The following is a 25089-nucleotide window of genomic DNA, read 5'->3' as shown; positions in this document are numbered from 1 at the left end:
CTCTACTGAATAACTACTTTTTTCACACTCACACCATTGCTTGTATAAATCTGTACGAAATGAATTCCTTTAGCGAGATTATTTAAGTTCAATTCAACACGTGTCTCATCGCCATTAAATGTCACATCATTCACAACCCTTGAAGATTCATCTTGCATTATAATACGTTGAATAGGCAAGCTAGATTCTAAAGTCAACAATTCATTTTGTCCAGCAGGATTTGGATACATTTTAATGGCAGAAAAATCATTGAACTCAACCGATTCAACTTGCGAATATTCAAATGCACCATCAAAATCAACTTGTTTCAGTCGGTAATAATTCATTCCTGGATTTGGGTTAAAATCTTCTACTTGGTAACTTAATCTTTTAACACTATTTCCGGCACCATCTACCTTTGCAATTTTCGTATAATTAATCCCATCATTTGATCTTTCAACATCAAAATAGTCGTTGTTAATTTCAGAGGCAGTTAACCAATTAAGTTGCACAAAATCATTCTGTTTTTCAGCATCAAAACTTAGTAATTCAACCGGTAATGGATTGGCTCCACTAATTGTTGCCAATGTAAATGGACTAAAATCTGTAACAGCCCCTAAAGTGCTCACCCATCCATCTTCTGGAGTACCTGAAGTGCCTCCATTGCCATGATCTTGCCAAAATGAACCTGTATATCTAGCTACCATAAGATCCGCTTGTTCCTCAACGCCACTACAATCTCTTGCATCAAAATCTAAATAAGACAATGAAACAACAACTGGATTAGTTGTTACCAATCTATCTAATATCCAATATTCACAATCGCTGATATGGTGTATTGTTGGATCGGTTGGTCCATCAGGTATACCATCATCTACACAATCAACTGGAAAAAATTCACCTCTAAAAGTAGCACTACCACTTGACGGTGCTGTTGTTAATTCTATTGGTCTATAATACCCAACTTTTCCAACAGGAAATGTGAAAATATCATTCCCTACTTTCTCAACTGGACCGTCAACATATGCATCATGCGAAACAGAAGATACAGTAGCATTATCAGTCACTGTTAGAATATTCGTTAAGCTCGAAATCAAATTACCTTCATCCAAATCTAACTCTGTAATGACAGAGATCGGCGTGCTTAATGTAATTTCATCGACTGTATTTAACGTTTGTAAATCTCTAAAACGAGGTGCAGGTGTTGCTCCAATTGCATTAATCGTCTGAGCAGTTACACCATCCAATATAACACGGCCATTACCAGCGTTACCAAAAGTGACAATTTCTGGAGAATCAACAGTTATATCTCCTGCGTATGTACTTTCAGAATTATATGTTGGATAAATAATACCTCCAACAGTACTATTATATGTTACATCAGCATTAAAATCATTTCCTGTTCCGTTTGCAGGCATAAAATAACCAGTACCTGTATTTCTTAATATTGTAAAGCTATTAAAGATATTGCCTCCGCCACTAGCGTCATTCGTTGTGCCATTCTTTTCTAATGTAGCGTTACCATTATAAGTTGTCCCATTTGTGAACATCGCTGCTGATCTAAAGTCAACATTGCCATTCCATTCCGAATCAACACTTTCAAATCTTGTATCAGCACCTGTTGGTATTAATGTTTGTGCAGTACCTCCAATTTGTGTGAATGCTCTGAAATATAGGTTGCCCCCAATAAAGCCATCCGCACCGATAGAAACTGTCTTTGTGTCGACTAATGAACCCGTACCACCATATCGTCCAAAATAAACTCCGTCTGAAGCTACCTCATCACAGTTTATAATAATGTCATCATTATAAAGATTAACAGAATTACCTCTTTCATTCAGCGAAACTTCTGAGTAAGTAGCATCCGAAGTGTTTGATATATCAACGGTCCCTGTGAAGTCAATATCTCCGTTATAACCGATAAACATACGTTTACTTGTTCCAGTTAATCCATTATTTGTTATTGATGTATTACCTAAAACATTTACGGTAGACTCTGTATTATTTGCGAATCTAATATCTCCACTTGTACCAGTCGGTGTATTGATTAACGTTACATCCCCATTGAAGTTTATGTCGCCATTATCTCCGATAACCATATTGGCTGTTGTTGTATTCCCTATATTCTCAAAAGTAGCATCCCCTTCAACTGTGATTGTCGATTCGGTATAATTAGAAAGATAAATTGTTGCCGTTCCTGCACCAGTTGAAGAATTAGTTACACTTAAATCACCTTCAATTATATTTCCAGCACTACGATAACCAATATGCATATTATCACTACCGGTATTTAAAACATCTAAATCTCCATTCCAAATGTCGAAATTATTATTCCCCATTAGAAAATAAGCGTCTCCTGAATTTCTAAGTATACAATCTCCATCGAAGACATTACCTCCGGCAGATGGATCACTTGAACCACCAGTTTTTTCAAGGGTAGTAAGCCCTCGAAATCTTGAGTCTTGTGTATTCATTCTAGCGCCAGTGAATTCAACATCACCGCCCCAGTCTGCATTATTTATCCTGAAATAAGCTGTCCCTGTGATTGTAATATCTTGAGCAGTTGGCCCATCTTGTGTAAAGTTTCTAAAATAAAGATCTCCAGAAATAAAAGGACCTCCTAAACTTACAGTATAACTATCGGCTAAAATAGCAGAACCTCCACCTTCACCGAAGGAAATTCCATCAGCATCTGCACTTGTCGCAGAAAGCACAATATTTCCATTATATTCAGCTGTAGATGTTGCCCCTTGATTACAATAAATTTGGTTATTGGTTGCATCACCATTATTATCGATTATAAAATCTCCATTATACTGAATGGTTCCTTGATTTGCCAGGTATGTACGTTTAGTTACACCACCAGTGGCGTCTACTGTTAAATTAAAATCCCCATCAATTGTCACATCTGACGTCGTTCCAGAAGCTAAATAAAAGTATCCATTATCTCCTGTTGGACCATGCAAAACAGTTAAGTCTCCAGCAATATCCACATCTCCATTAGCGCCTAAAGTTGTATTGGTTGTTCCTGCAGATCCAGTATTTGTTATTTCTACATCTCCATTAATTTCGATTGAAGAAATACTACTATTAGAAACAGTTAGGTAAGCACCTCCAGCGCCAGTGGCAATATTAGTCGTAATTAAATCACCTTCGATTATATTGCCAGGACTGTTGTAAGCTATTAGTAAATGACTTGTCCCTTCATTATTCATTGTTAAATTCGCATTGAAGACATCTGGTGAAACATTCCCCATATAAAAGTATCCGTCTCCAGAATTCTTTAATTCAGCATCCAGAGTAAAAGTATTCCCACCATTAGAAATCTCACTAGATCCACCTGATTTTTCCAAATAAGCGGTTCCTCTATACAAGGTTCCTTCTGTTAGCATTCTACCGCCAACAAAATTCACATCACCACCCCAATCACTATCCCTATTTCTAAAAAAAGTAGTTCCGGTAGCATTTAAAGTTTGTGCAGTTGCACCTATTTGATTAAAATTTCTAAAATTTAAATTACCTGCTACAAATCCTCCAACTCCAATTGTAATTGTTTTAGTAGCAGCTAATGTTCCCGTACCTCCATTCGTGCCAAAAGATACACCATCAGACAATACGTCTGTAGAAGAAATAATAATATCATCTTCATAAACACCAACACTTTCTGTCCCTGCATTACAGATTACTTCATTAGAATTTGCATCTGAATTATTGATAATAGTAAGAATTCCCTCGACTAATAAATCACCGTTATTACCAATAAAAGAATTCTTCGTATTTCCCCCAACAGCTGCTTGAGTTAAAGTTAAATTTCCATTAATTTCTACATTAGAATTCGTTCCATTCGCTACATAAACAGTACCTGCTAATCCTGTTGGCTCATGGTCTATTGTTAAGTCTCCTTCTATAACAACATCTCCTTGATTTCCAATATATACATGATTACTTGCTGCATCTCCTTGATTTAAAACAACAACACTGCCTTCAATTAAAAGGCTACTACCTGTTGCATTTCCGAGTAAAAGTCTATTCACTCCAGCGCCAGTACCAATAATATCCATCCTAACATCTCCAGAAACATAATTATCTAACGAATTATAAGCCCAGTCAATATAACTGCTTCCACTTGTAATTAAATTTAAGTCACCAATTACAGAATCTGGTAAAACATTACCCATTTGAACATAATTTGTAGACCTATTATCATAATCTAATCCCGCTTCAAATAGATTCCCTCCATGATTACCGTCATTACCGGATCCTGATTTTACCATACTCGCTGCTTCATGATAAACCGTTTCTTTTGTTAAAATTCGCGGTGAAACAAAAGAGATTTCGCCCCCCCATTCTGAAAGGTTTAAATAAAGCAAAGCATCGCCTGAAAGCGTTAATGCTTGAGCCGTTGCCCCTAATTGCGTGAAGTTTTCAAATCTTAATTGACCTGCAACAAAACCATCAGGACTAATTGATACCAATTTAGTAGTCGCCAAAGTTCCATTACCCCCCGAACGTCCAAAAGATATCCCATCACCATCAATATTACTCTGTGTTAATAAAATATGATTATTGTATTCGTTTGAACTATTTGCTGAGTTATTACAATAGATTTCATTATTTGTACTTCCGGAATTATTCTCAATAATCAACGAGTCATTGAATACAATATCTCCATTTTCTCCTAAATAAAATCGTTTAGTAACACCTACAGCATTATTAACAACATGTGTTACACCATTTATTTCTACCTGACTGTCAGTTCCCTGAGCAATATAAAAATAAGCATTATCACCCGTCGATAATTGTTCGAAATCCAATCGTCCTCCTATCGTTACATCTCCCGATACACCCAAATAAAAATTCGAACTATTTGCATCAGAATTTGATAAAATATTTACATCGCCATCAATAGTAAAGTCACTAATTGAAGTCGTACTTAAATAGATATTTCGGCTTGAAGCAGTTAGGTTCGCCGTTAAATCGCCGTCTAATTTGTTCCCGGCACTATTATAAGCAATATATATATGAGAAGTTCCGACATTATTCAACAATAAATCTCCTCTAAATTCATCAGGATTGCCATTACCCATAACAAAATAACCATCGCTTGAATTAATCAATTCAGTATCACCTTCAAAAAATGAGCCTCCTATTGAATAATCATTTGTACTACCTGTTTTTTCTAAAATTACATCGCTAAGAAAAGTAGATTCAAAAACATAAATCTGAGGAGATCTTCCGGTGAAAGCCCCTCCAAACTCAGTAGAATTACCTATCCGTAAAATAGCATCTGCTGTCAATTCTATGTCAATAGGTGTTGCACCTAATTGTGTAAAATTGTAGAATCTTAAATCGCCATCATTATAACCATCCACGCCAATATTGATTGTTTGACCTGCAGACAATGTTGATGTACCTCCACCATCTCCAAAATAGATTCCTCCGCCATCAGTAGAGTTTACAGTGATATCACCATCAAACATATTCCCTGCTACATTTTGACTCAATCTAATTGTTCCTGCTCCAGAATTGAGCAAAGTTAAATCTCCATTAAAAATATCAGGGCTTGCATTTGCAAATAGTAAATAAGCTGTACCCGAATTAGTAATACTTGTCGTGCTATTAAAAGTAACACCTCCCGTTCCAGGTGTATTACTTCCACCCGTTTGTTCAACAGTAGTGATCTCATTAAAAGTACCTCCATTAAATGCTAACCTTCCACTCACAACATCTACTTCAACATCGAAAGTAGTACCGCTAAAATATGTGATGTTGGTTGTTGTATAAGAGACTGAAGAAGTACCTGGGGTATCTTGAATTGTGCCTGATGCAAAAATACAGATATCTGTTCCAGAAACCGTTGGATTAAATACAAACCCATCTATTTCAATAGTACCTACATAGCCTGTAGTATTAATCCCATCAAATTCAGCATCAATATTTATATTACAATCGCCAATACTATTTACGTCAAAATATGCAAAATCTCCAACTGTAGGAAAAGATGCTCCGCCCGCTCCTCCACTGGTAGTAGACCAATTTGCAATATCATTCCAGTTTCCTGATCCGGGTGCTACCCAATATCTATTTGCGCCAAAGCTAAAATTGGAAACAAGTAGTATCAATAGACCAATAAAATAATGCTTTTTCATGCTTTTGAGAGTAATATATATCCGTTAAAATACTTACGTATAGTAATAAAGTTTTGTACAAATTTAACAAAAACTTAGTTTAAAGCATCAAATCAATAGATAGACGCCGCCTTATTAACGTTAAAATGCAAAAAAGGTTTGCTCGGACTTTATACCTAGATAAGTATCAATGTGTTCAGTATAGATATCTATTGAATTGAAGGTAGATGACCGATAGTTAAGGCTGGTTTACTCACAAATAATCATTAATTTTGCGTCCTACAATTTATTCCGTATAAAATGAGTAAAAAATATCCTGAGTATAAAGGTCTTAACTTACCCAATATTGCAAATTTAGTTTTAGAAGATTGGGAATCGAACCAAATTTTTAAAAAAAGTGTTGACACACGAGAAGGAAATCCTCCTTTTATTTTTACAGAAGGACCACCATCAGCGAATGGTATGCCTGGCATTCACCACGTCATGGCGCGTTCAATTAAAGATATTTTCTGTCGATACAAAACTTTGAAGGGTTTTCAAGTTAAACGAAAAGCTGGTTGGGATACGCATGGATTACCGGTTGAATTGAAGGTGGAGAAAGAACTTGGTATCACCAAAGAGGATATCGGAACTAAAATTTCTGTTGAAGATTACAATAAAGCTTGTCGCGAAGCTGTATTGAGATATACCGACGAATGGAATAAATTGACACAAAAAATTGGATATTGGGTAAATATGGATGATCCATACATAACTTATGAAAGTAAGTATATGGAAACAGTTTGGTGGCTTTTAGGTCAGTTTTACGCTAAAAATTTACTTTATAAAGGATATACAATTCAACCATATTCACCAAAAGCTGGAACAGGATTGAGCTCTCACGAAATCAATCAACCTGGTGCATATCAGGACGTGAAAGACACAACTTGTGTTGCACAATTTAAAGTGAAAGCTGGAGAGAAGGTACCGTTTAAAAATGCGAATATAGACAAGATGTATTTCATGGCCTGGACAACAACGCCATGGACTTTACCTTCTAATACTGCTTTGACTGTTGGTCCAAATATAGATTATGTATTGGTTAAGAGTTTTAATCAATATACTTTCGACCCGATTGAAGTGGTTTTAGCTAAAAATTTAGTTGGAAAGCAATTCAATAAAAAATATAAACCTGTTGATGCATCAGAAGATTTAGACTATACAGCTGGAGATAAAACAATTCCTTATCAAATTATTGGTGAATGTAAAGGGGAAGACTTGATCGGAATTCGTTACGATCAACTTTTAGATTATACATTACCATTTGAAAATGCAGATAAAGCATTTGTTATTATCGGTGGTGATTTTGTTACGACTGAAGATGGAACAGGTATCGTTCATACTGCACCGACATTTGGTGCTGATGACGCCTTGGTAGCAAAAGCAGCTGGCGTTCCTCCGATGTTGATTTTAGATGAAAATGGCCAAGGTGTGCCGCTTGTTGATTTACAAGGACGTTTTAGAAAAGAAGTCTCTGATCCTATTTTTGGTTTTGCCGGTGAATATGTTAAAGCTGAATATTTAGAAGGTGATGATGAAGCAAATGAATTAAAAATTCAACGTGAAAACCTGAAAGATATCATTGCTGACCTTAAAGGCTATATGAGTGTTGACGAAAGAATAACGCTCAAATTGAAGATAGAAAATAAGGCTTTTAAAATTGAAAAATACGAACACTCTTACCCACATTGTTGGAGAACAGATAAACCAATTTTATACTACCCGTTAGATTCGTGGTTTGTAAAAGTAGCAGACAATAGAGAAAAATTAGTCGCTTTAAATAAAACGATTAATTGGCAACCTAAAGCGACAGGCGAAGGCAGATTCGGGAATTGGCTTGAAAACGCAAACGATTGGAATTTGTCACGTTCAAGATATTGGGGTATCCCTATTCCAATCTGGACAAGCGAAGATAAAACCGAGCAAATTTGTATTTCATCAATCGAGCAATTAAAAGCAGAAGCTGATAAAGCTGTTGTTGCTGGTGTTATGGATAAAAATCCATTGGCCGATTTCGAAGTTGGCGATATGTCAAAAGAAAATTACGACCAAGTAGACCTACATAAAAACTATGTTGACGAAATCACATTGGTTTCAGCTACTGGGCAGCCACTTAAAAGAGAAGCAGATTTAATTGATGTTTGGTTCGATTCAGGATCAGTCCCTTATGCACAACATCATTATCCATTTGAAAATAAAGAATTAATTGATAGTCGCAAAGGTTTTCCGAGTGACTTTATTGCGGAAGGTGTTGACCAAACTAGAGGTTGGTTTTATACACAACATGTAATTGCCGGATTAATTTTCGATTCTGTAGCCTACAAAAACGTAATGTCTAACGGACTTGTTCAAGACAAGAACGGGCATAAAATGTCAAAAAGTAAAGGAAACGCTGTTGAACCTTTTGAAATTCTTGAAAAATATGGTCCAGATGCCACACGTTGGTATATGGTAACAAATGCACAACCTTGGGACAATTTAAAATTTGACGAAGAAGGTATCACTGAAGTTCAACGTAAATTTTTTGGTACCCTATACAATACTTATTCGTTCTTCTCACTTTATGCAAATATTGATAATTTCAATTTTAAAGAGGATGAAATTTCTATTGAAAAACGTCCAGAAATTGACCGTTGGATTTTATCTAAATTAAATACATTAATACAAACTGTCGACGAAGCTTTTGAAGCTTATGAACCAACAAAAGCAGGAAGACAAATTCAACTTTTTGTAACAGACGAATTATCGAATTGGTATGTTCGTTTATGTAGAAGAAGATTCTGGAAAGGTGACTATTCGACAGATAAAATATCTGCTTATCAAACCTTATATAGATGTTTGGAAACAGTTGCCATTTTAAGCGCACCGATTGCGCCATTTTTCATGGATAAATTGTTCCAAGATTTAAATTCAGTATCCGGAAGATTTGATGTTGAGTCGGTTCACTTAACTGATTTTCCTGTTGCCAATACGAAAGAAATTGATTTAGACCTTGAGGAAAAAATGAGCATCGCTCAAAAAATATCGTCAATGGTATTAAGTCTTCGTAAAGGCAAACAAATAAAAGTAAGGCAGCCATTACAAAGAATAATGGTGCCGATTCTTAACGAAGATTTTGCGAGAAGATTAGAAGATGTAAAAGACATCATCCTCTCAGAAACAAACATCAAAGAGATTGAGCTATTAAAAGATACAGAAGGTGTTCTGATCAAAAAAATTAAACCTAATTTTAAAACAATTGGACCGAAGTATGGCAAACAAATGAAAGCCATTGCTGGTCTAGTTAACCAATGGACAGGTGCAGATATTTCTGCAGTTGAACAAAATGATGGTTGGAAAGGTGAGTTAAATGGAGAGGTTATTGAGCTAGTATTAGAGGATTTCGAAATTAGCACAGATGACATTCCAGGTTGGTTGGTTAGTTCTGAAGGTAAAATTACTGTAGCTTTAGATATTACACTATCTGACGAGCTAAAAAGCGAAGGAATTGCTCGTGAATTGGTCAGCAGAGTTCAAAACTATCGTAAAGAAAGCGGTTTAGAAGTAATGGATAAAATTAATCTATCATTCCAAACAAACGATAGTATTAAAGCGGCGATTGAATCGAATGCCGATTATATTTGTGAAGAAGTTTTAGCAGAAGGAATTGATTTTACGACTTTAAAAGCTGAAGAAAATATTCTTGCAGATTTAGAAGAAGGAGATGTAATCATACGTTTAGTAAAAGTTTAAATCTTTTATAATTCAGCTAGTTATTACAATTTATCTTCTATTTTAGTGCATCTAAAATAGTTTTGATGAAGCAAATTTCTGTGTTTTTAAAGTCTACTCTTGTTACCTGCTTGCTTGTATTTTCTACCTTTTCTTTTGGTCAACAAAGTAAGGAAGCCGAATTAGATTCATTGCTCGGACTTGCAACCAACACCAAGGTAGAAGACAGTCTTCGTATTGAAACATATTATCGTTTAGCAAGAGAATTTGTATTCAGCAATCCGGACTCAGCAGAGTATTTTGTATATAAAGGACTGGAAATTTCTGAACGGATAAAGAATAAGAATGGCTTAGGCGAAGCTTATGGTTGGATAGGATATTTAAATGCCGAAAAGGGCAATATTGCAACAGCAATTGAATTTAACCTAAAAAGCCTTTATTTAGCAGAGGAGCAAGGCTTAATTAGCAACTACCCCGTCATTCTTAATAACCTTGCCCAATTACATACCAATATTGGAAATGATGACCAGGCCTATGAATATTATTTAGAATGTGTTGAAATCAATTCTGAATTAGGTGAATTAACAAGTCTAGCCACCAACTATAATAACATTGGATCTTATTTTAGAACTAAGGAAGATTTTAAGTCCGCTTTAAATTATTACCGGAAATCTATAGATATCAGAAATGAGTTAAAAGAGTATGCCGGCATATCTTACACATATAGTAATATGGGGAGTGTCTATGAACAAATTGGAAATTTAGATACAGCGCTGTATTTTTATAAAAAAGGATTTAGAATAAGAGATTCATTAAACCTTAACAAGGCCAAAGCCCTATCATTATATAAAATAGGGAATATTTACTTGCAAAAGAAAGACTATGCCAAAGCAAAGAAATTCGCTGATCGTTCGTATCAGATAGCCTCAAAATGGGGATATAAATACGAAACTCACGAATCAGCAAAACTACTATACAAAATAAATAAGCAACTGGGCAAACATCAACTCGCCTTAAACTATTTCGAAATTTATTCAACAATCCGAGATAGCATCAACAACATCGAAAATCAAAGGGCAACATTGCAAAGTAAATATCAATTTGAATACAATAAAAAACATTTATTAGATAGTTTAGAGAAGGATAAAATATTACTTGAAAATAAACTTTTAGACGAAGAGAACAAAGTAAATCTTAGTCGTATGTCTGTTCAACGTTTATGGTTAACAATTGCTGTATTAGGCATTATCATATTAATTATAATAATTTTTGCTTCACGTAAAAACTCAAAAGCGAGGATGGATAATCTCCGTGCCGAAATTAAGTTAAGACTGAATGAAACTTTAAAATTAAAAGATGAAATTGACTTGATAAGCGAATCATCTCCTCAGTCAGCCTTCCCTCATGATTTAAATATTGTTCTACATGATAAATTAACTGAACGAGAACAAGAAATTTTAGATGCCTTGGTTTTAGGATTATCAAATAAAGAAATTGGCGAGAAATTATTCCTTTCTGTGAATACAATTAAAACACATATACTAAGTCTTTACACCAAGTTAGATGTAAAAAATAGAACACAGGCTGCTATTAAAGGGAGTTTATTAAAAATTCAAGAAAACCAGTGATTTTATTGAATTTCACCCAATCGGGTGAAGCTCATTTTTATGTTTTGAAATATGTTTGCTGCATTATTATTAATTAAAACAGCTAAACATGAAACATTCATTACTAATCTTTATCGGACTATTATTTTTCGGCATTAATGCCAATAGTCAATTATCATTAACAAAATTTAAAAATGCCGTTACATCAACAACAGGTTCAACGAACACACAATCGAGTAGTTTAAACAGCAATTCAAATTCTTCAACCTCAAACGTTAACACTTCTAAAACAACGCCAAAATTTTCAGCACCCGGTCGTGAATGGTATGTGAGTAGAACACGTGGTACAGGACAGTTAGGCACTAAAGAAAAACCAGCAAAAGATTTAGGAAATATCATCCATCACTTAAAACCTAATGACATTATATATATCGCTGCAGGAACTTATACAAGTAAAGGTGATAGAGGTGCAGATGAAATCAACGTACCTGTTAAAATTTACGGTGGTTATGACGATAATTTTACAACGAGAGATCCTTGGGGTGCATACAAAACTATTTTTACTGGTGTAAATGAATATATGAAGTCTACTGATCCTAGAATTTATATTAGAACAGATCAACAAAGAGAAGATAATGGTCAATTATCAGAAGGGTCTGAAATTGTTGTGGACGGAATTATTGTGGACAATGGACCACGAAATAGATACCATGAAAATAAAGATTTGGCAATTAGACGTCAAGCAAGCCCTCCTTCAGGACAAAATCCAGCACCAGAATCAGGTGGAATTGTAATTACCCCTAGTAAGTATACAAATATCACTGTTAAAAATTGTGTTGTGATGAATACTGCTCCAACACAAGGCGCGCTATCTGTTCGTGTTCATAAAGGCGGAAAAGCCTTGATTCAAAACAATTTTTGCATTAACAATACAGGTAATGCCATCCAATGTCTAACAGGTTATATGGGTAGCGATCCTAACGAAATTCCAGAAATTATAGTGAGTCAAAACACAACATTATTCACTTGGAAACACGATGCTATTGCAAGTTATGGAGGGAACGGCTGTAAACTAGATCAGAATCTAAAAGTGACATTACAAAATAACGTATTTGGCTTCGGTCATATGGGTGGTGTTTACAGTCAAAGCACACCTTTACTAATGAATAATAACTTGTTCACAGGTAATTCAAAATACGACTTGAAAGAGCGTAATACGATGATGAATGTAAACGAAATTTTAGATGAATCAGTAAATCTTGATCAAAACAGTGAAGGAAACGAATCTGCAGTCATTAAAATTAATGTTGATCCAAGATGGGCGAATATATACGGAAGCCGTAAAGAAATAAGCAGAGCAGATGTTGATGCAGCTGCGACTGCAAGTAATTCTGGCGCTAACCAACTAAGAAGTATGTTAGGATTGAATTTACAAGGAAATAGTGTAGGTATGGATGCGGAAGTATTCCTACCAAAAATTACTATCGAAGAAGGACTACCTGCCGGCTTATTACCTTGGAACGGTAAAGGTTGTCAAAAACCGACATTTAAGTAGCTGTTTTAGGGATAATAACCCCAAAATAAGCCTCCCGTTCATGCCCTATTAAAAGGACGGGAGGTCTTTTTATTTTGCTAAAAACCCTAATCCAACCGGATTATTTAGCATCCACCCTGTAATACTCAAACGTTTTTCATTGGTCATTGCAACCTCATGTAATACATCCGCACTCTTAAATAAAATCAATCGATTTTTTATAGGCTCAACCACTATTTTACCTTTCTCTTTATGAATGATTAACTCTCCTCCATCTCCTTTTTTCCAATCCTCATTCAAATACAAGACAAAGGAAATTATTCGATTATTCCTTTCTTTAAATTGATCTACGTGTTTTTTATAAAATGTTCCAGCCGGATAATGTGCTAAATGACATTCAAAATCTGATAAACTAACAAAGCACAATCGTCGAATTTGATCCATCATTTCCTGTATCATCGAAAAATATGCAGATAGTTCATTCTCCTCTAACCAATAAACATAATCACCTCGAATTTTTTTCTCAACAACATGTAATCCCATCGCTCCAATTCCAGCCTTCTCAAGATCATTTGCAACCAATTTTTCTTCAAAAAATGTTGAAATTTCTTGAAACATATCGTCATCGATAAAATTGTCAATCACAACAAAGTCTTCCTCCGCTATGGCATCCATCCACGCTATATACTGTTCTTCTTTAAAATAATTCATTTAAACCAATTAAAATCGCGGTAAGCTAGTCATAAATATCATTCAGCTTTATAAAATTTTAAATTTCTGCCGCTTTAAGAATTTGATTAATTTATTTCCCTATTCTAAAATTGTATTCGCACATTCAACAACAAAATTAAATACTGATCCCCAACTTATTAGAAAGAATATACGTCATTTAATTATTTATGTGTTTTTTCATATCTAAAAAAAATGGTACTTTACAGAAAAAATATTTGTTTACACATCTAATGAAAAAGATATTATGAAAAGAATAATTTTATTAGCTGTTTTAATTTCAATAGTTATTGGTGTAGGTATAGGATATTATTTTTACAATAAGAAAGTCCCTACTTTAGATGATTTTAAACCTGACTATAAGATATCCGCGAACGACTTAACCTTGGCATTTGAAAATGATGAGGCCGCGGCAACAAATAAATACGAAGACAAAATTATTGAAGTGACCGGTATAATTCAGAGCATTAAAAATGATTCAACCAACTCTAACATTATTCTTGAAGCTGATTTGGCGATGATGGGTGGCGTTAATTGTTCATTTAAGTATATACAAGATAACAGTATAAAAAAAGGGGATGAAGTTATAGTTAAAGGTCGCTGTCAGGGCTATTTAATGGACGTGATTTTGAATAATTGTATTTTAGTAGAATTAGAATGATAAAAAAAACAATAGTATTTGGCGCAATTATTGCCGTTATAAGTTCGTGTTATAAAGATAACGAGGAAGATTTGTATAAAGATTCGGAATGTGATGTGACTGATGTAAGCTTTTCGGAAGACATAATGCCAATCATTAACGCAAGTTGCGCAACTGTAGGTTGTCATATTGCTGGTGGAAGTGGAAATGGAGAATTTATAAATTATGCGCAAGTTTTTACAAAAGTAGAAAATGGATCTTTAATGAATCGAGTCGTGACCTTACGCGATATGCCCCCGTCTGGCAGTTTAACTGATTGTCAAATTGAACATTTTGAACAATGGATCAATGATGGAGCATTAGATAATTAAATAATAAAAAAATTAAACGATGAAACGAATAGCAATTTTAGCCTTTTTAATCGGATTTAGTAGCATAGCTATGAGTCAAAAGGTAATGACGCGAAGTGGAAAAGTAACTTTTCATTCAGAAGCTACTTTAGAGAATATAGAGGCTGTAAACAATCAAGTTTCTAGTGCAATTAATGTCACTAATGGTGACCTTGCATTTACAATGCTTATGAAAGCTTTTACATTTGAAAAAGCCTTAATGCAAGAACATTTTAACGAAAAGTATGTTGAAAGTGATAAGTTTCCTAAATCTAATTTTAAAGGCAGTATTATAGATTTTGATGTTGCAAAGCTCACAACAAAGCCTACTGAGTTTACAGTTACAGGTACTTTAACCATTCACGGAGAATCTAAAGAGATCACTGTCAAAGGATTCATTCTAAAAAATGCTGCGGGTGATATTGAAGCAACTTCAACCTTTCTAATTAATTTAAGTGATTTCAAAATTGAAATACCATCAACCGTTAAAAATAACATCAGTAATAGTATTGAAATTAGAGTTAAAATGACTTATGAGCCAGTATAAATCAAAGTTTTTCTGTTTAGCAATCATCATTATTTCAACATTAAATGCCGCTTGGGCGCAAGACGATTTATTGGATTTACTTGAAACTGATGAACCTGCTGTAGATTATACAATTGCAACATTCAAATCAACCAAAGTGGTCAGCGGCCATTCGGTTGAAACAAACGCGAAAGGTGTTTTACAATCGACAATTGGTCATAGATTCGGCAGAATTAACGGTGGGTATCAAGAAATGTTTGGAATAGACAATGCTACCATTCGTTTTGGTTTTGATTATGGACTAACCGACAATATGAATATCGGTTTTGGTAGATCATCTTATCAAAAAACATATGATGGCACCTTCAAGTGGAAATTGCTGAAACAAAAATCCGGTGCAGAAAACTTTCCAATCACCGCAACATGGGTGAGTAGTATTTATATCAACTCTCAAGCTTGGCCTGAACCAGATCGGGAAAATTTTTTTTCTAGCCGATTATACTATCATCATTCGGTTTTATTGGCAAGAAAATTTTCTAACCTTTTTTCAATTCAATTAATGCCTACCATCGTTCATAGAAATTTAGTAAAAACAGCGAAGGATAAGAATACCGTTTTTTCTATGGGTGCAGCAACATCAATTCGCTTAACAAAATCCCTTCGCTTGAATGCGGAATATTATTTTATTCCTTCAGGCCAAATTGAAAGTACAATTGGCGGAGAAAAAGTTCAAAACTCATTATCGGTAGGAATAGACATTGAAACTGGCGGTCACGTTTTTCAATTGCACATTACAAATAGCAGAGGGATGACAGAAAAATACCTGATTGGTGAAACAACAGGTAATTGGCTAAAAGGTGATATTCACTTTGGGTTTAATGTTACGCGTGTTTTTACACTCATTAAACCTAAAGAATTTAAAGATCTTTAATCCACACCCAACTTATCTTATTAATAGCATCTACCTCAACAAGCCTTGCTTAAACAAGGTGAAAGATTAATTCGCAGATTAGTAAATATAAAAAAGTGGCTCAACCTAAGTCGAACCACTTCATTTACTATGTTTTTTTGATTTTCTTAAATTAGAATCAGCTCCTTATCTCAACACATTTGTTTCTTTTCCGAACTGACGAACAGAGATGAAAACGGCTATCGCAGCCAATGCAATTAAGGTGATAAACGTAATCGCTAAAGGAATCATCTCAATATTTCCAGCAATTATCGCTTTGGTAGCAAGAACAACATTCACAATTGGAACAAAAGCCAATGTTGCGTTCAATTCTATTCCTGGAATAAACCCGACCATTGCAGGTAAGATAACTGCCATGTTTAATGGCGTTAAAATACTTTGCGCTTCTTTAAAAGATCTTGAATAAACTGAAATTGGAATCATAATTCCCGCAAAGAAAATAGCCAAAGGAATTAATAAGACATACAAAGTTAGGATCAATTCTGTTGACAACATGCCACTAATCACATCCATCATCTCGCCTCCTTCTTTCACCATTTTAAGACTTAAAAACAAACCTATTAGTGCGACGGTGGCACTAATCAATCCAAAAGCAGTAACAACTATCATTTTACCTAATAATATGTGCAAACGATTCACTGGTGTTGTCAATAAAGTCTCAAGCGTTCCTCTTTCCTTCTCCCCAGCGAATAAATCAATAGCCGGCAACATACAACCCATAAAACAAAAGGCCATAAATAAATATGGTAGAATTCCACCAGCGTATTTACCAATTACCTCTTTTAGTGAACTTTGGTTAAGTAAATTAATCTTTATCGGTTTAATAAACATAGGAGCCAATGACTTTTCAGACAGTCGTTTATTGATCAAACGCTCTTCTTGTTTTTCAAGCAATACATTAAATCGGTCGTACTCTTCAGAGTCTGCTTGACGATAAAACAAATCAAAACTTGCTTGATTACCTGCATTAAAGTCATCATCAAAGGTTGGTGTAAGTCCAATTCCCAAATTAATTTCTTGACTAACAACATCTGCTCTTAAAGCTGCCGTATCTGTATAGGCAATAAAATTATAATTTGGAGACATGGCTAAACTATCGATCATTTCAGACGACTGATTGTTCAACACGTAACCAATTTTTAATTCTTTCGCTGCTGCTTTCTCCATTTCTGAAGATTGCACCGTTGTCATTATATTTATAATTAATGGAAAAGCCAATAATGGAATCAGAATCATCCTTACTAGCGTTCTTTTATCTCGAAAAGTGTCGAGAAATTCTTTTTTGGCAACAATTAATATCTTTTTCATCTTAAAAATGGATCAATTTTAATTTTCTCTAACAATTCGTATAAATTCTTCGGTCAACGATTCCGTTTGCATTTGTGCTCTGAAATTTTTCATTGTATCCGTATAAAGCAATTTTCCTTTATTGATAATAGCCAAGTCATCGCATAACAAATCAACCTCCGACATAATATGAGATGAAAAGATTACAGTTTTACCTGCTGTTTTACAATCTCGAATTAGTTTAATAATGTTTTCTGCAGTGATCACGTCAAGTCCTGAAGTTGGTTCGTCAAAAACAACGACAGAAGGATCATGAATCATTGTTCTAGTAATAGAAACCTTCTGTTTCATTCCTGTTGACAATTCACCAATTTTTTTATTCTTAAAATCATGCATATCCAACAGGTCATAATAACGCTCTTTTCTTTCTGCAAAATCCGATTTAGAAACGTCGTTTAAGTCAGCAAAATATTTCAACACCTCATCTGGCGTCAATCTTTCATACAAACCTGTGGACCCTGTCAAAAAACCAATATTTTTTCGCACTTCTTTGGCTTGTTTAACAATATCATATCCTGCAATTTCGGCAGAACCTGAGCTTGGAGATACCATCGTAGAAATCATTCTTAATGTCGTAGTTTTACCCGCTCCATTTGGTCCTAAAAGTGAAAATATTCTTCCTGGTTGACATTCAAATGAAATTTTGTCAACTGCAACTGCATAATCTCCAGTTGCGTTGGATTCTTTTCGCTGTTTCTTGTTCAGCTTGAACTGTTTTGATAAATTTTGAACTTTAATCATCTTTGCTATCTTATTCTGTAAAAGTCAGTGTTCAAAACTAACATTAATGTTTTGATAAAGTCGTTGACAAAACTGTTTTTCACATACTTTAAGTTTCTATTTTTGTAAAAACTGAAATTAATGCCCTTCAACCTCAAAGTACTATCTGCTATTATTATTTGCTCTTTTAGCTTTATAATTGCTTCATGCGGAACAAAAAGCAACTCTCAAACTGTTCAAGTTAAGCAAGACACCGTTATTATCATTCCTCCCGTTATTGAATATGGGTTTACCCTCGATTCTTTTCGTGTTGTTAGAGATACTGTTCAGCCAAATTGGACGCTTAGTCACATGCTTGCTCCTTATGGGGTTTCGCAATGGGATATCAATCAAGCGGCAGACCTTGCTGCAGATTCGACTGTTGGTTTAAGATATGTTAAAGAAGGAACTCCATATATTATTTTATCAGGATTAAAGGATACTTCAAATAAAGTACAATATTGTATTTACCCTATGAATTTGGTTGATTATGTAGTGTTTACGTTTACTGACTCTATAGAAGTTGAGAAACGATCAAAACCAAATATGATTACTGAACATATTATGTCGGGTGAAATTATCAAAAATTCGAACCTAACATTCGCCCTTGATCAGCAGATTAAGAATATTAATATGACTGGAGAAATGGCAGAATATATTGCTGGCGTTTTTGCATGGACCATCGATTTCTTTAAATTACACCCTGGAGATGAGTTTAAAGTAATTTATGATGAAAAGTCTGTGGATGGCTTGCCTTATTCGGTAGGTGGAATTTCTGCAGCTTGGTTCAATCACCAGGGGAATGAGTTTTACGCCTTTGAATATATGATTGATTCAGCAACGAATAAAGTGGGCTATTTCAATGAAGAAGGCAAAGAAATGAAACGTCCATTTTTAATGGCGCCAGTTCAATATTCTAGAATAAGTTCTGGATTTAGTGGAAGACGTTTTCACCCGGTTCAAAAAAGATGGAAAGCACATTTAGGAACAGATTATGCAGCTCCGAAAGGAACACCAATTATGTCAACAGCAGATGGAACTGTGATAGCAGCAGCGTATACTAGAGGGAACGGTAACTATGTAAAAGTAAAACACAACGATACTTACACCACACAGTATTTGCATATGACAGGATTTGCAGCAGGTATCAAAAAAGGAACTTATGTAAAACAAGGGCAAACTATTGGATATGTAGGAAGTACTGGTCTTGCAACTGGTCCACATGTTTGTTATAGATTCTGGAAAAATGGCAAACAAATTAATCACCGCGCAGAGAAGTTCCCTTCTTCTGTTCCGATGGTAGATTCGTTATTACCACATTATTTAGAATATATCGCCCCAATCAAAGCGAAACTAGATTCGATGAAGGTGACACCTTACATCGAAGAACCTTTTATGTAGTTGCTTTATTTAGATATTTTTCTGAATACATAAATTAGAATTACAGCGCCGATTGTTGCTGTAATGATAGATCCTATCCATCCTGATGATCCTGAAAGTCCTACTAAACTGAAAAGCCATCCGCCAGCAAAACCTCCTACAATACCAAGTAAGATATTCCATACTACACCTTCCGATTTAGACTTCATAATCAGTCCGGCTAACCAACCAGCTATTCCTCCAATAATTAAAGATGCTATCCAACCCATAATTTATATTTTATAATTTTGAGTTAAGATATGGATTATTATCAAAATCGCCTTATTTCTTCCAAAAACTCCACCAAGTGGGATAGAAAGTATAGGTTATTTTTAAAGTAGATAATTCCGGTTGAATATCTGCTTCGTAATATTTAATTTCATCATTATTTGCCAGATACCCTTTAAAAGATTGAGAAGGAATCGCATTCAAGCCATATTCGAATGACGCAGAAAATTCATGTCGCCTAATTTTATCTTTATAGATTGTATAGTTAATTCCCAACATCAATTCGAAAGTTTTATAAGGGTCGAAATTGTTCGAATTACGAGAAAATTTATAATATAAAACATCCTCTCCGCTATATCGCGGTTCCCAATCTGATCCAGAACTTAGCGAAGTCGGCAATCCTTTTGTTAAAATAACACCTACTTCATACGACCATTTAAATTTTTTATTTGTTGGAATTTCTAATCTACCAATTATTGGGATCTGCCACGCAATAATATCAGATCCCATATAAAACCCACCGTTGGATTTGAGTTGAGGAAAATCAAAATTGTTCAATTTAAATTTGTAAACTTTTCTCTGGTAGCCTATTCCAGTTCGCAACGACCAAAGTTTATTAAACCGCAATAGCACGGGCAATGAAAGTGTTTCTCCAAATTGAGGTGTCGTTCCATAAAGTTTGTTCTCGTATGTCGATTCACCTTTATGAAAAAAACTGAGTCCAGCGCCTACCTTCATTCCAACCTGCAAACGTTGCGCAAATATTGTAGTCATTGAAAATAATACAATTAAAAAAACACTTACTTTCATTATAAAATCTTTAACCACGTTAACTCATTTAGATTATGATTATTATCTAAATTGTTGTAATAATTTTATCCTTCAAACGTTCTAAATCAATATGAAATTCCTTTTTATCATACTTTTCATAGGAAATTTAGCTTGGTCCCAAGAAATCACCTATTCTCCAGGCCAGAAAGTTGATATCGTAGTCGCTTCAACTTATTATAATACCGAGTATATATATCTTAAAAACACAACCAAATCGAATATTGAGCTTGAATATGCCTTAGTTGATCATGATTTTAATAAAGATTGGAGCATAACTTTATGCACAAATTTATACTGCTTTAATCATTTGAATGAATTCGGATTATTGGGTAATCTAGCACCTAACGAAGAGGCTTTTATATCGATTAACTTATCCGTGAACGAATCAATAGGTACAGGGAAAGTTAGATACTTAGTAACCTCACCACAATTGCCAGAAATGAGTGATACGGTTACTTTTATTTATACCGTAACTGAAACAGGTAAATTACCTGCTGGCCCTGAGGTCAAAATTAATTTTCAAAATGAAAGCCTCACTGTCTTTGTGTTAAATAGCGCTTTTGTGGGTCTTATCGAAATTTACAATTATGGTGGTCAATTGATGTTCCAGGATGAATTGACGCCAATTACAGCTATCTCATTTAGAGATTTTCCTCCGGGTATATATATAGCCGTAATTCGTAAGGAAGATGGGCAAGCTATTACTCAAAAGATTGCACATAATTAGTTAACGAATTTATCCCCATCAATGGGGTGAAATATCACAGCACTTTCTTAAACATCGAGCGACTAACCCGTTGTCATTAATTAAATAACAATTGATTTACAATTACTTATCGAATTATTTACGAATACACACCCTTAATGGAACTAAATTTGTGAATGGTATAATCACAATATTAAAAGAGTCGATTATGAAAAATTTAACAAGCAAAATCATTTTAGCAGCAATAGTATTACTTGCGCACCCCACTTTTGCCCAAGTTGGCATAGGTATAAAAGCAGGTATTGGTACTGGCAATATTTATATAAGTCAAGATGAAATTGAAGGAGAATTGAGAGGTGATAATGTTTTAGGATACGAAGCTGGAGCCTATTTACTTTTCCAAAAAAACATTGTTTACTTTCGCCCAGAAGCCCTTTACCTTTTTAGACAAGGCGAGTTAAACGATATTGACAAATCTAAAATTAGTTACCATCGAATTGAAGTTCCTTTGATTTTTGGTATAGAATTGCCTGGTCCATTAGCCATTGAAGGCGGTCCAACTTTTCATCATATTTTAAAAGTTGACCAAGCATACAATAATGATTTAACCATTCAAAAAAATGGCGTTGGTTATAGAATTGGTCCAGCACTGAGGTTTGGTCGCTTATCAATTTATGCTAATTATGAAGGACTTGCTTTCTCAGGAGGTGACGGAACAAAATTAAAAGAACCGTATAGATTAAACTTCGGTGTACAAATTGGCTTAGGTCATAATGGGAATTTAGATTAAAATCTAAATGAATTCTCTAGTCATTTTTTATCGCGTTTGCGACATTTTTAGCAATGTCTTTTCGACCCTTTTCAGCATAATGCTCGGTAGGGAAATCCTTATCCACATATAAACTATCCGGAACGGTTTCTAAATTATCAACTACCACTACCCCTTTGCGACCATAATAATTGACCAATAAGTCGCGGTTTTCACGCATAAAATAAACCAATTCTTCACCGACTAATCTTTCAGCTTTCTCCGTGTTCTCGCCCATTAAATTAAATACTAAATTCCAATTCCTTTGTTTCGCTAAAGCAACAATTGCATCAAAATCTTGAATTCGAGGATTGTTTAACGTATCAATTTGAAAACCATAAGTCTTAATAAATTGCGTGGTAATGATCGTTTGATATTGATCAATATTTCCTGAAGAATCTTTGATAGGATTCATCGCTTGCCAATAATCCCAGTCCTTAACGTTTTTATGAGGAAATGGAAATGGTACTTTAAATTCATCCGCTAACCATTGCCCTTTAAATTGTCTTTCTCTTTCTTGTTTCGACTTGATATCATAATCCTTAAAAGACAACATTAACCTATTGACTAAAGGTGAATTGTTACGCATCAATACTAAGCCTCTCTGCAGTGGGGTTTCTAAATCCGAATAAATCCATTGCGCGTTAAATGACCTTAAATTTAAAGTAACAATTACTGTTTTGGCCTCATTTTTAGCAGGAATTTGATTCAAAATCGCGTAATAAATTCCGCTATGACTAGCAGGTTTAGTAATGTCAACGACATCTAAGTCCGGTAAATATTCATTGATAAATTCAGAAATTGCCCGTTTGTCCCTATCCTTTTCTAAATATGTGACGTTAGATGATTCTCCGAGGTATATTATATCAACATTCTGCGGCAACGAATTGACTTGCTCAGCGATATCAGAATATTTTGTTAGATCAGCTTTGAAAAAGAAATATTGATAAATATAATTCATCCCTACCAACAAAATTGCAAGTAATAATACTTTAAATCCGATTCGTTTTAATATCCCGTTCTCCATATTTAAAATTGAAAATAAATAAATGGATGATTCTCAACACCAGAAAAAACGATAATGGCAAAAATCAAAATAGAATAAATACTCCAACGAATGATGCCATTCTTCTGGCCAACCCATGAATCAAAACGCTTGTTGTACAATAAAATATCACTCAATAAAAATAACGACAAGAAGATCCAAACGGTATTCGGTATGATAAAATTATTGCTCTCCATATCAAAATTACGACCTAAATTCTCAAAGATGAACAAGGCTTCGTCCAAACTTTGGCTTCTAAAAAACACCCAAATAAAAGTGACCAAAACAAACGTTTTAATTGCCATTAAAATGTGTCTAACAGAAAACGGTTTAATATCATTCGATAATTTCAATTGTTTATTCAAAATGGATTCTATTAAATAGACAATACCATATAGAGCACCCCAAATTATGAAAGTCCAATTTGCACCATGCCATATCCCACTTACAATAAAAACAACAAAAATATTGAATATCCATCTGGCCCATTTAACACGATTTCCTCCCAAAGGAAAATAGACATAATCTCTAAACCAAGTAGACAAAGAGATATGCCAACGTTGCCAAAATTCCGCAATATTAATTGATAGATAAGGCGTTTTGAAATTATCCATTAAACGGACACCCATAATCAAAGCTGCTCCAATTGCAACCAACGAATAACCATAAAAATCACTGTAAATTTGGAATGAATACATAAACATTCCCGTTAAAATTTCGAGTGAAGAATGAATTGTAGGGTCGGCATAAATTTGATCGACAAATGTGCCAATATTATCAGCAATCACCATTTTTATGAATAAACCATACAGAATTAAGCGCATGCCATTGGCTACATTATCATATTCTAAAGTATGTTTCTTTTTTAATTGTGGTGTTAACTGCGAAAAACGCTCTATCGGACCGGCCACTAACTGCGGAAAATAAGAGACGTATAAAGCAAAATACCCCAAATGTCTTTCCGCCTGTTGTCGTCCATTGTAAACATCAATTGAATAACTTAAAGTTTGAAAAGTATAGAATGAAATACCAACAGGTAAAAGAAAATCGAGGTGTGGAAAATTAAAATCAATTCCAAAAGATTGAAACATGCCGTTCGCATTATTTGTTGCGAACGAATAGTACTTAAAAAAGAATAAAAGTCCCAAATTAGTTGCGATACTCATTAACAACCATGGTAATCGTTTCTTTTTTTGATTAATTCTCTCCATTTTTAATGCAATGAAATAATCAACCAAGGTTGAAAAGAGGATCAAAAAAATGTATTCTACTTTCCACGACATATAGAAAAAATAGCTCGCAGCCAATAATAAAATCCATCTGAATTTATGCGGTGTTAGAAAATATAGAATTAACACCGTAGGTAAAAAGAGAATAAAATCGAAAGAATTAAATAACATGCCTAACTATTGACGCCTATTCGAACGTATTTATTATAAATCGTAAAGTTAAATTAAAAATATTACGCTTTAAAAAATCTATCACTTATCCAACACGTAACACTTAAAATCTGGCATAAAATAATTCTAATTCCTTCAATTATCATGAGATTTCACACGAATAATTAACAAAATGCCACATTTATTAAAAAATTGCTGTTTTTTATTTATAATTCAATGGCTAATACCTTATAAAAGCATAAATTTGTACTCTTGCTTGACTTGACTTCACCATTTCCTTTTTTGAATTATTGT

The 25089-nt window shown here is 34.3% G+C and carries 18 protein-coding genes; 10 read left to right on the top strand and 8 right to left on the bottom strand.

The window, feature by feature from the left end; translation table 11 throughout:
- Positions 1 to 2 precede the first annotated feature (2 nt).
- Positions 3 to 6128 carry a T9SS type A sorting domain-containing protein gene (locus T367_RS0104240; protein WP_027418733.1) on the bottom strand — a complete coding sequence of 2042 codons (6126 nt, stop codon included), beginning with the start codon at positions 6126 to 6128 and terminating at the stop codon, positions 3 to 5.
- Positions 6129 to 6407: 279 nt separating this feature from the next.
- Between T367_RS0104240 and ileS the strand changes: the two genes are divergently transcribed.
- The 3 genes from ileS (at position 6408) to T367_RS0104225 (ending at position 13019) form a co-directional block, all read left to right on the top strand.
- Entirely contained in the window at positions 6408 to 9878 is a 3471-nt protein-coding gene (gene ileS, locus T367_RS0104235; RefSeq protein WP_027418732.1) for an isoleucine--tRNA ligase, read from the top strand.
- Between the two features lie 65 nt (positions 9879 to 9943).
- A complete protein-coding gene (locus T367_RS0104230; protein ID WP_027418731.1) occupies positions 9944 to 11485 on the top strand; it encodes a tetratricopeptide repeat protein in 1542 nt (513 codons plus the stop codon).
- Between the two features lie 88 nt (positions 11486 to 11573).
- Positions 11574 to 13019, top strand: coding sequence for a hypothetical protein (locus tag T367_RS0104225; RefSeq protein ID WP_027418730.1), 1446 nt, complete (start codon positions 11574 to 11576; stop codon positions 13017 to 13019).
- Between the two features lie 69 nt (positions 13020 to 13088).
- On the opposite strand, the gene T367_RS0104220 is transcribed toward T367_RS0104225, so the two are convergent.
- Entirely contained in the window at positions 13089 to 13709 is a 621-nt protein-coding gene (locus tag T367_RS0104220; protein WP_027418729.1) for a 2OG-Fe(II) oxygenase, read from the bottom strand.
- A 265-nt stretch (positions 13710 to 13974) separates the two neighbouring features.
- Here T367_RS0104220 and T367_RS0104215 point away from each other — a divergent pair, with 265 nt between their 5' ends.
- Genes T367_RS0104215 through T367_RS0104200 form a run of 4 tightly spaced genes read left to right on the top strand, consistent with a single transcriptional unit; the run spans position 13975 to position 16213 of the window.
- Complete coding sequence (locus T367_RS0104215) at positions 13975 to 14388, top strand: OB-fold protein (RefSeq protein ID WP_027418728.1); 414 nt, start codon at positions 13975 to 13977, stop codon at positions 14386 to 14388.
- On the top strand, positions 14385 to 14738 hold the full coding sequence (locus tag T367_RS0104210; protein WP_027418727.1) for a hypothetical protein: 354 nt from the start codon (positions 14385 to 14387) through the stop codon (positions 14736 to 14738). The genes T367_RS0104215 and T367_RS0104210 overlap by 4 nt, the downstream gene beginning before the upstream one ends.
- A 19-nt stretch (positions 14739 to 14757) precedes the next feature.
- A complete protein-coding gene (locus T367_RS0104205) occupies positions 14758 to 15303 on the top strand; it encodes a YceI family protein (RefSeq protein WP_027418726.1) in 546 nt (181 codons plus the stop codon).
- On the top strand, positions 15290 to 16213 hold the full coding sequence (locus tag T367_RS0104200) for a DUF5777 family beta-barrel protein (protein WP_035842461.1): 924 nt from the start codon (positions 15290 to 15292) through the stop codon (positions 16211 to 16213). The genes T367_RS0104205 and T367_RS0104200 overlap by 14 nt, the downstream gene beginning before the upstream one ends.
- 165 nt (positions 16214 to 16378) lie before the next feature.
- On the opposite strand, the gene T367_RS0104195 is transcribed toward T367_RS0104200, so the two are convergent.
- Together T367_RS0104195 and T367_RS0104190 are read right to left on the bottom strand one after the other, a co-directional pair.
- Entirely contained in the window at positions 16379 to 17560 is a 1182-nt protein-coding gene (locus T367_RS0104195) for an ABC transporter permease (RefSeq protein ID WP_027418724.1), read from the bottom strand.
- Positions 17561 to 17578: 18 nt separating this feature from the next.
- Positions 17579 to 18340, bottom strand: coding sequence for an ABC transporter ATP-binding protein (locus tag T367_RS0104190; RefSeq protein WP_027418723.1), 762 nt, complete (start codon positions 18338 to 18340; stop codon positions 17579 to 17581).
- A gap of 120 nt (positions 18341 to 18460) precedes the next feature.
- Here T367_RS0104190 and T367_RS21320 point away from each other — a divergent pair, with 120 nt between their 5' ends.
- Entirely contained in the window at positions 18461 to 19759 is a 1299-nt protein-coding gene (locus T367_RS21320; RefSeq protein ID WP_035842459.1) for a M23 family metallopeptidase, read from the top strand.
- 5 nt (positions 19760 to 19764) lie between these two features.
- Here the strand turns inward: T367_RS21320 and T367_RS0104180 are convergent, their stop codons facing one another.
- A complete protein-coding gene (locus T367_RS0104180) occupies positions 19765 to 20007 on the bottom strand; it encodes a GlsB/YeaQ/YmgE family stress response membrane protein (protein WP_027418722.1) in 243 nt (80 codons plus the stop codon).
- Between the two features lie 52 nt (positions 20008 to 20059).
- Positions 20060 to 20815, bottom strand: a complete 756-nt coding sequence (locus T367_RS0104175) for an outer membrane beta-barrel protein (RefSeq protein WP_027418721.1) — start codon at positions 20813 to 20815, stop codon at positions 20060 to 20062.
- A 91-nt stretch (positions 20816 to 20906) separates the two neighbouring features.
- On the opposite strand from T367_RS0104175, the gene T367_RS0104170 reads away from it, so the two are divergent.
- Positions 20907 to 21563 (top strand): T9SS type A sorting domain-containing protein, encoded by a 657-nt coding sequence (locus T367_RS0104170; protein ID WP_027418720.1) that lies wholly within the window; start codon positions 20907 to 20909, stop codon positions 21561 to 21563.
- A 187-nt stretch (positions 21564 to 21750) separates the two neighbouring features.
- Positions 21751 to 22332, top strand: coding sequence for a hypothetical protein (locus T367_RS0104165; RefSeq protein ID WP_027418719.1), 582 nt, complete (start codon positions 21751 to 21753; stop codon positions 22330 to 22332).
- A 16-nt stretch (positions 22333 to 22348) separates the two neighbouring features.
- On the opposite strand, the gene T367_RS21315 is transcribed toward T367_RS0104165, so the two are convergent.
- Together T367_RS21315 and T367_RS0104155 are read right to left on the bottom strand one after the other, a co-directional pair.
- Positions 22349 to 23377 carry a hypothetical protein gene (locus T367_RS21315; protein ID WP_035842510.1) on the bottom strand — a complete coding sequence of 343 codons (1029 nt, stop codon included), beginning with the start codon at positions 23375 to 23377 and terminating at the stop codon, positions 22349 to 22351.
- A gap of 2 nt (positions 23378 to 23379) precedes the next feature.
- Positions 23380 to 24795, bottom strand: a complete 1416-nt coding sequence (locus tag T367_RS0104155; RefSeq protein WP_027418718.1) for an MBOAT family O-acyltransferase — start codon at positions 24793 to 24795, stop codon at positions 23380 to 23382.
- Between the last annotated feature and the right edge of the window lie 294 nt (positions 24796 to 25089).

Source organism: Crocinitomix catalasitica ATCC 23190 (genome assembly GCF_000621625.1).
In the GTDB taxonomy this organism is placed as follows: Bacteria; Bacteroidota; Bacteroidia; order Flavobacteriales_D; family Crocinitomicaceae; genus Crocinitomix; species Crocinitomix catalasitica.
This window is presented reverse-complemented; position numbering and strand designations above follow the sequence as displayed.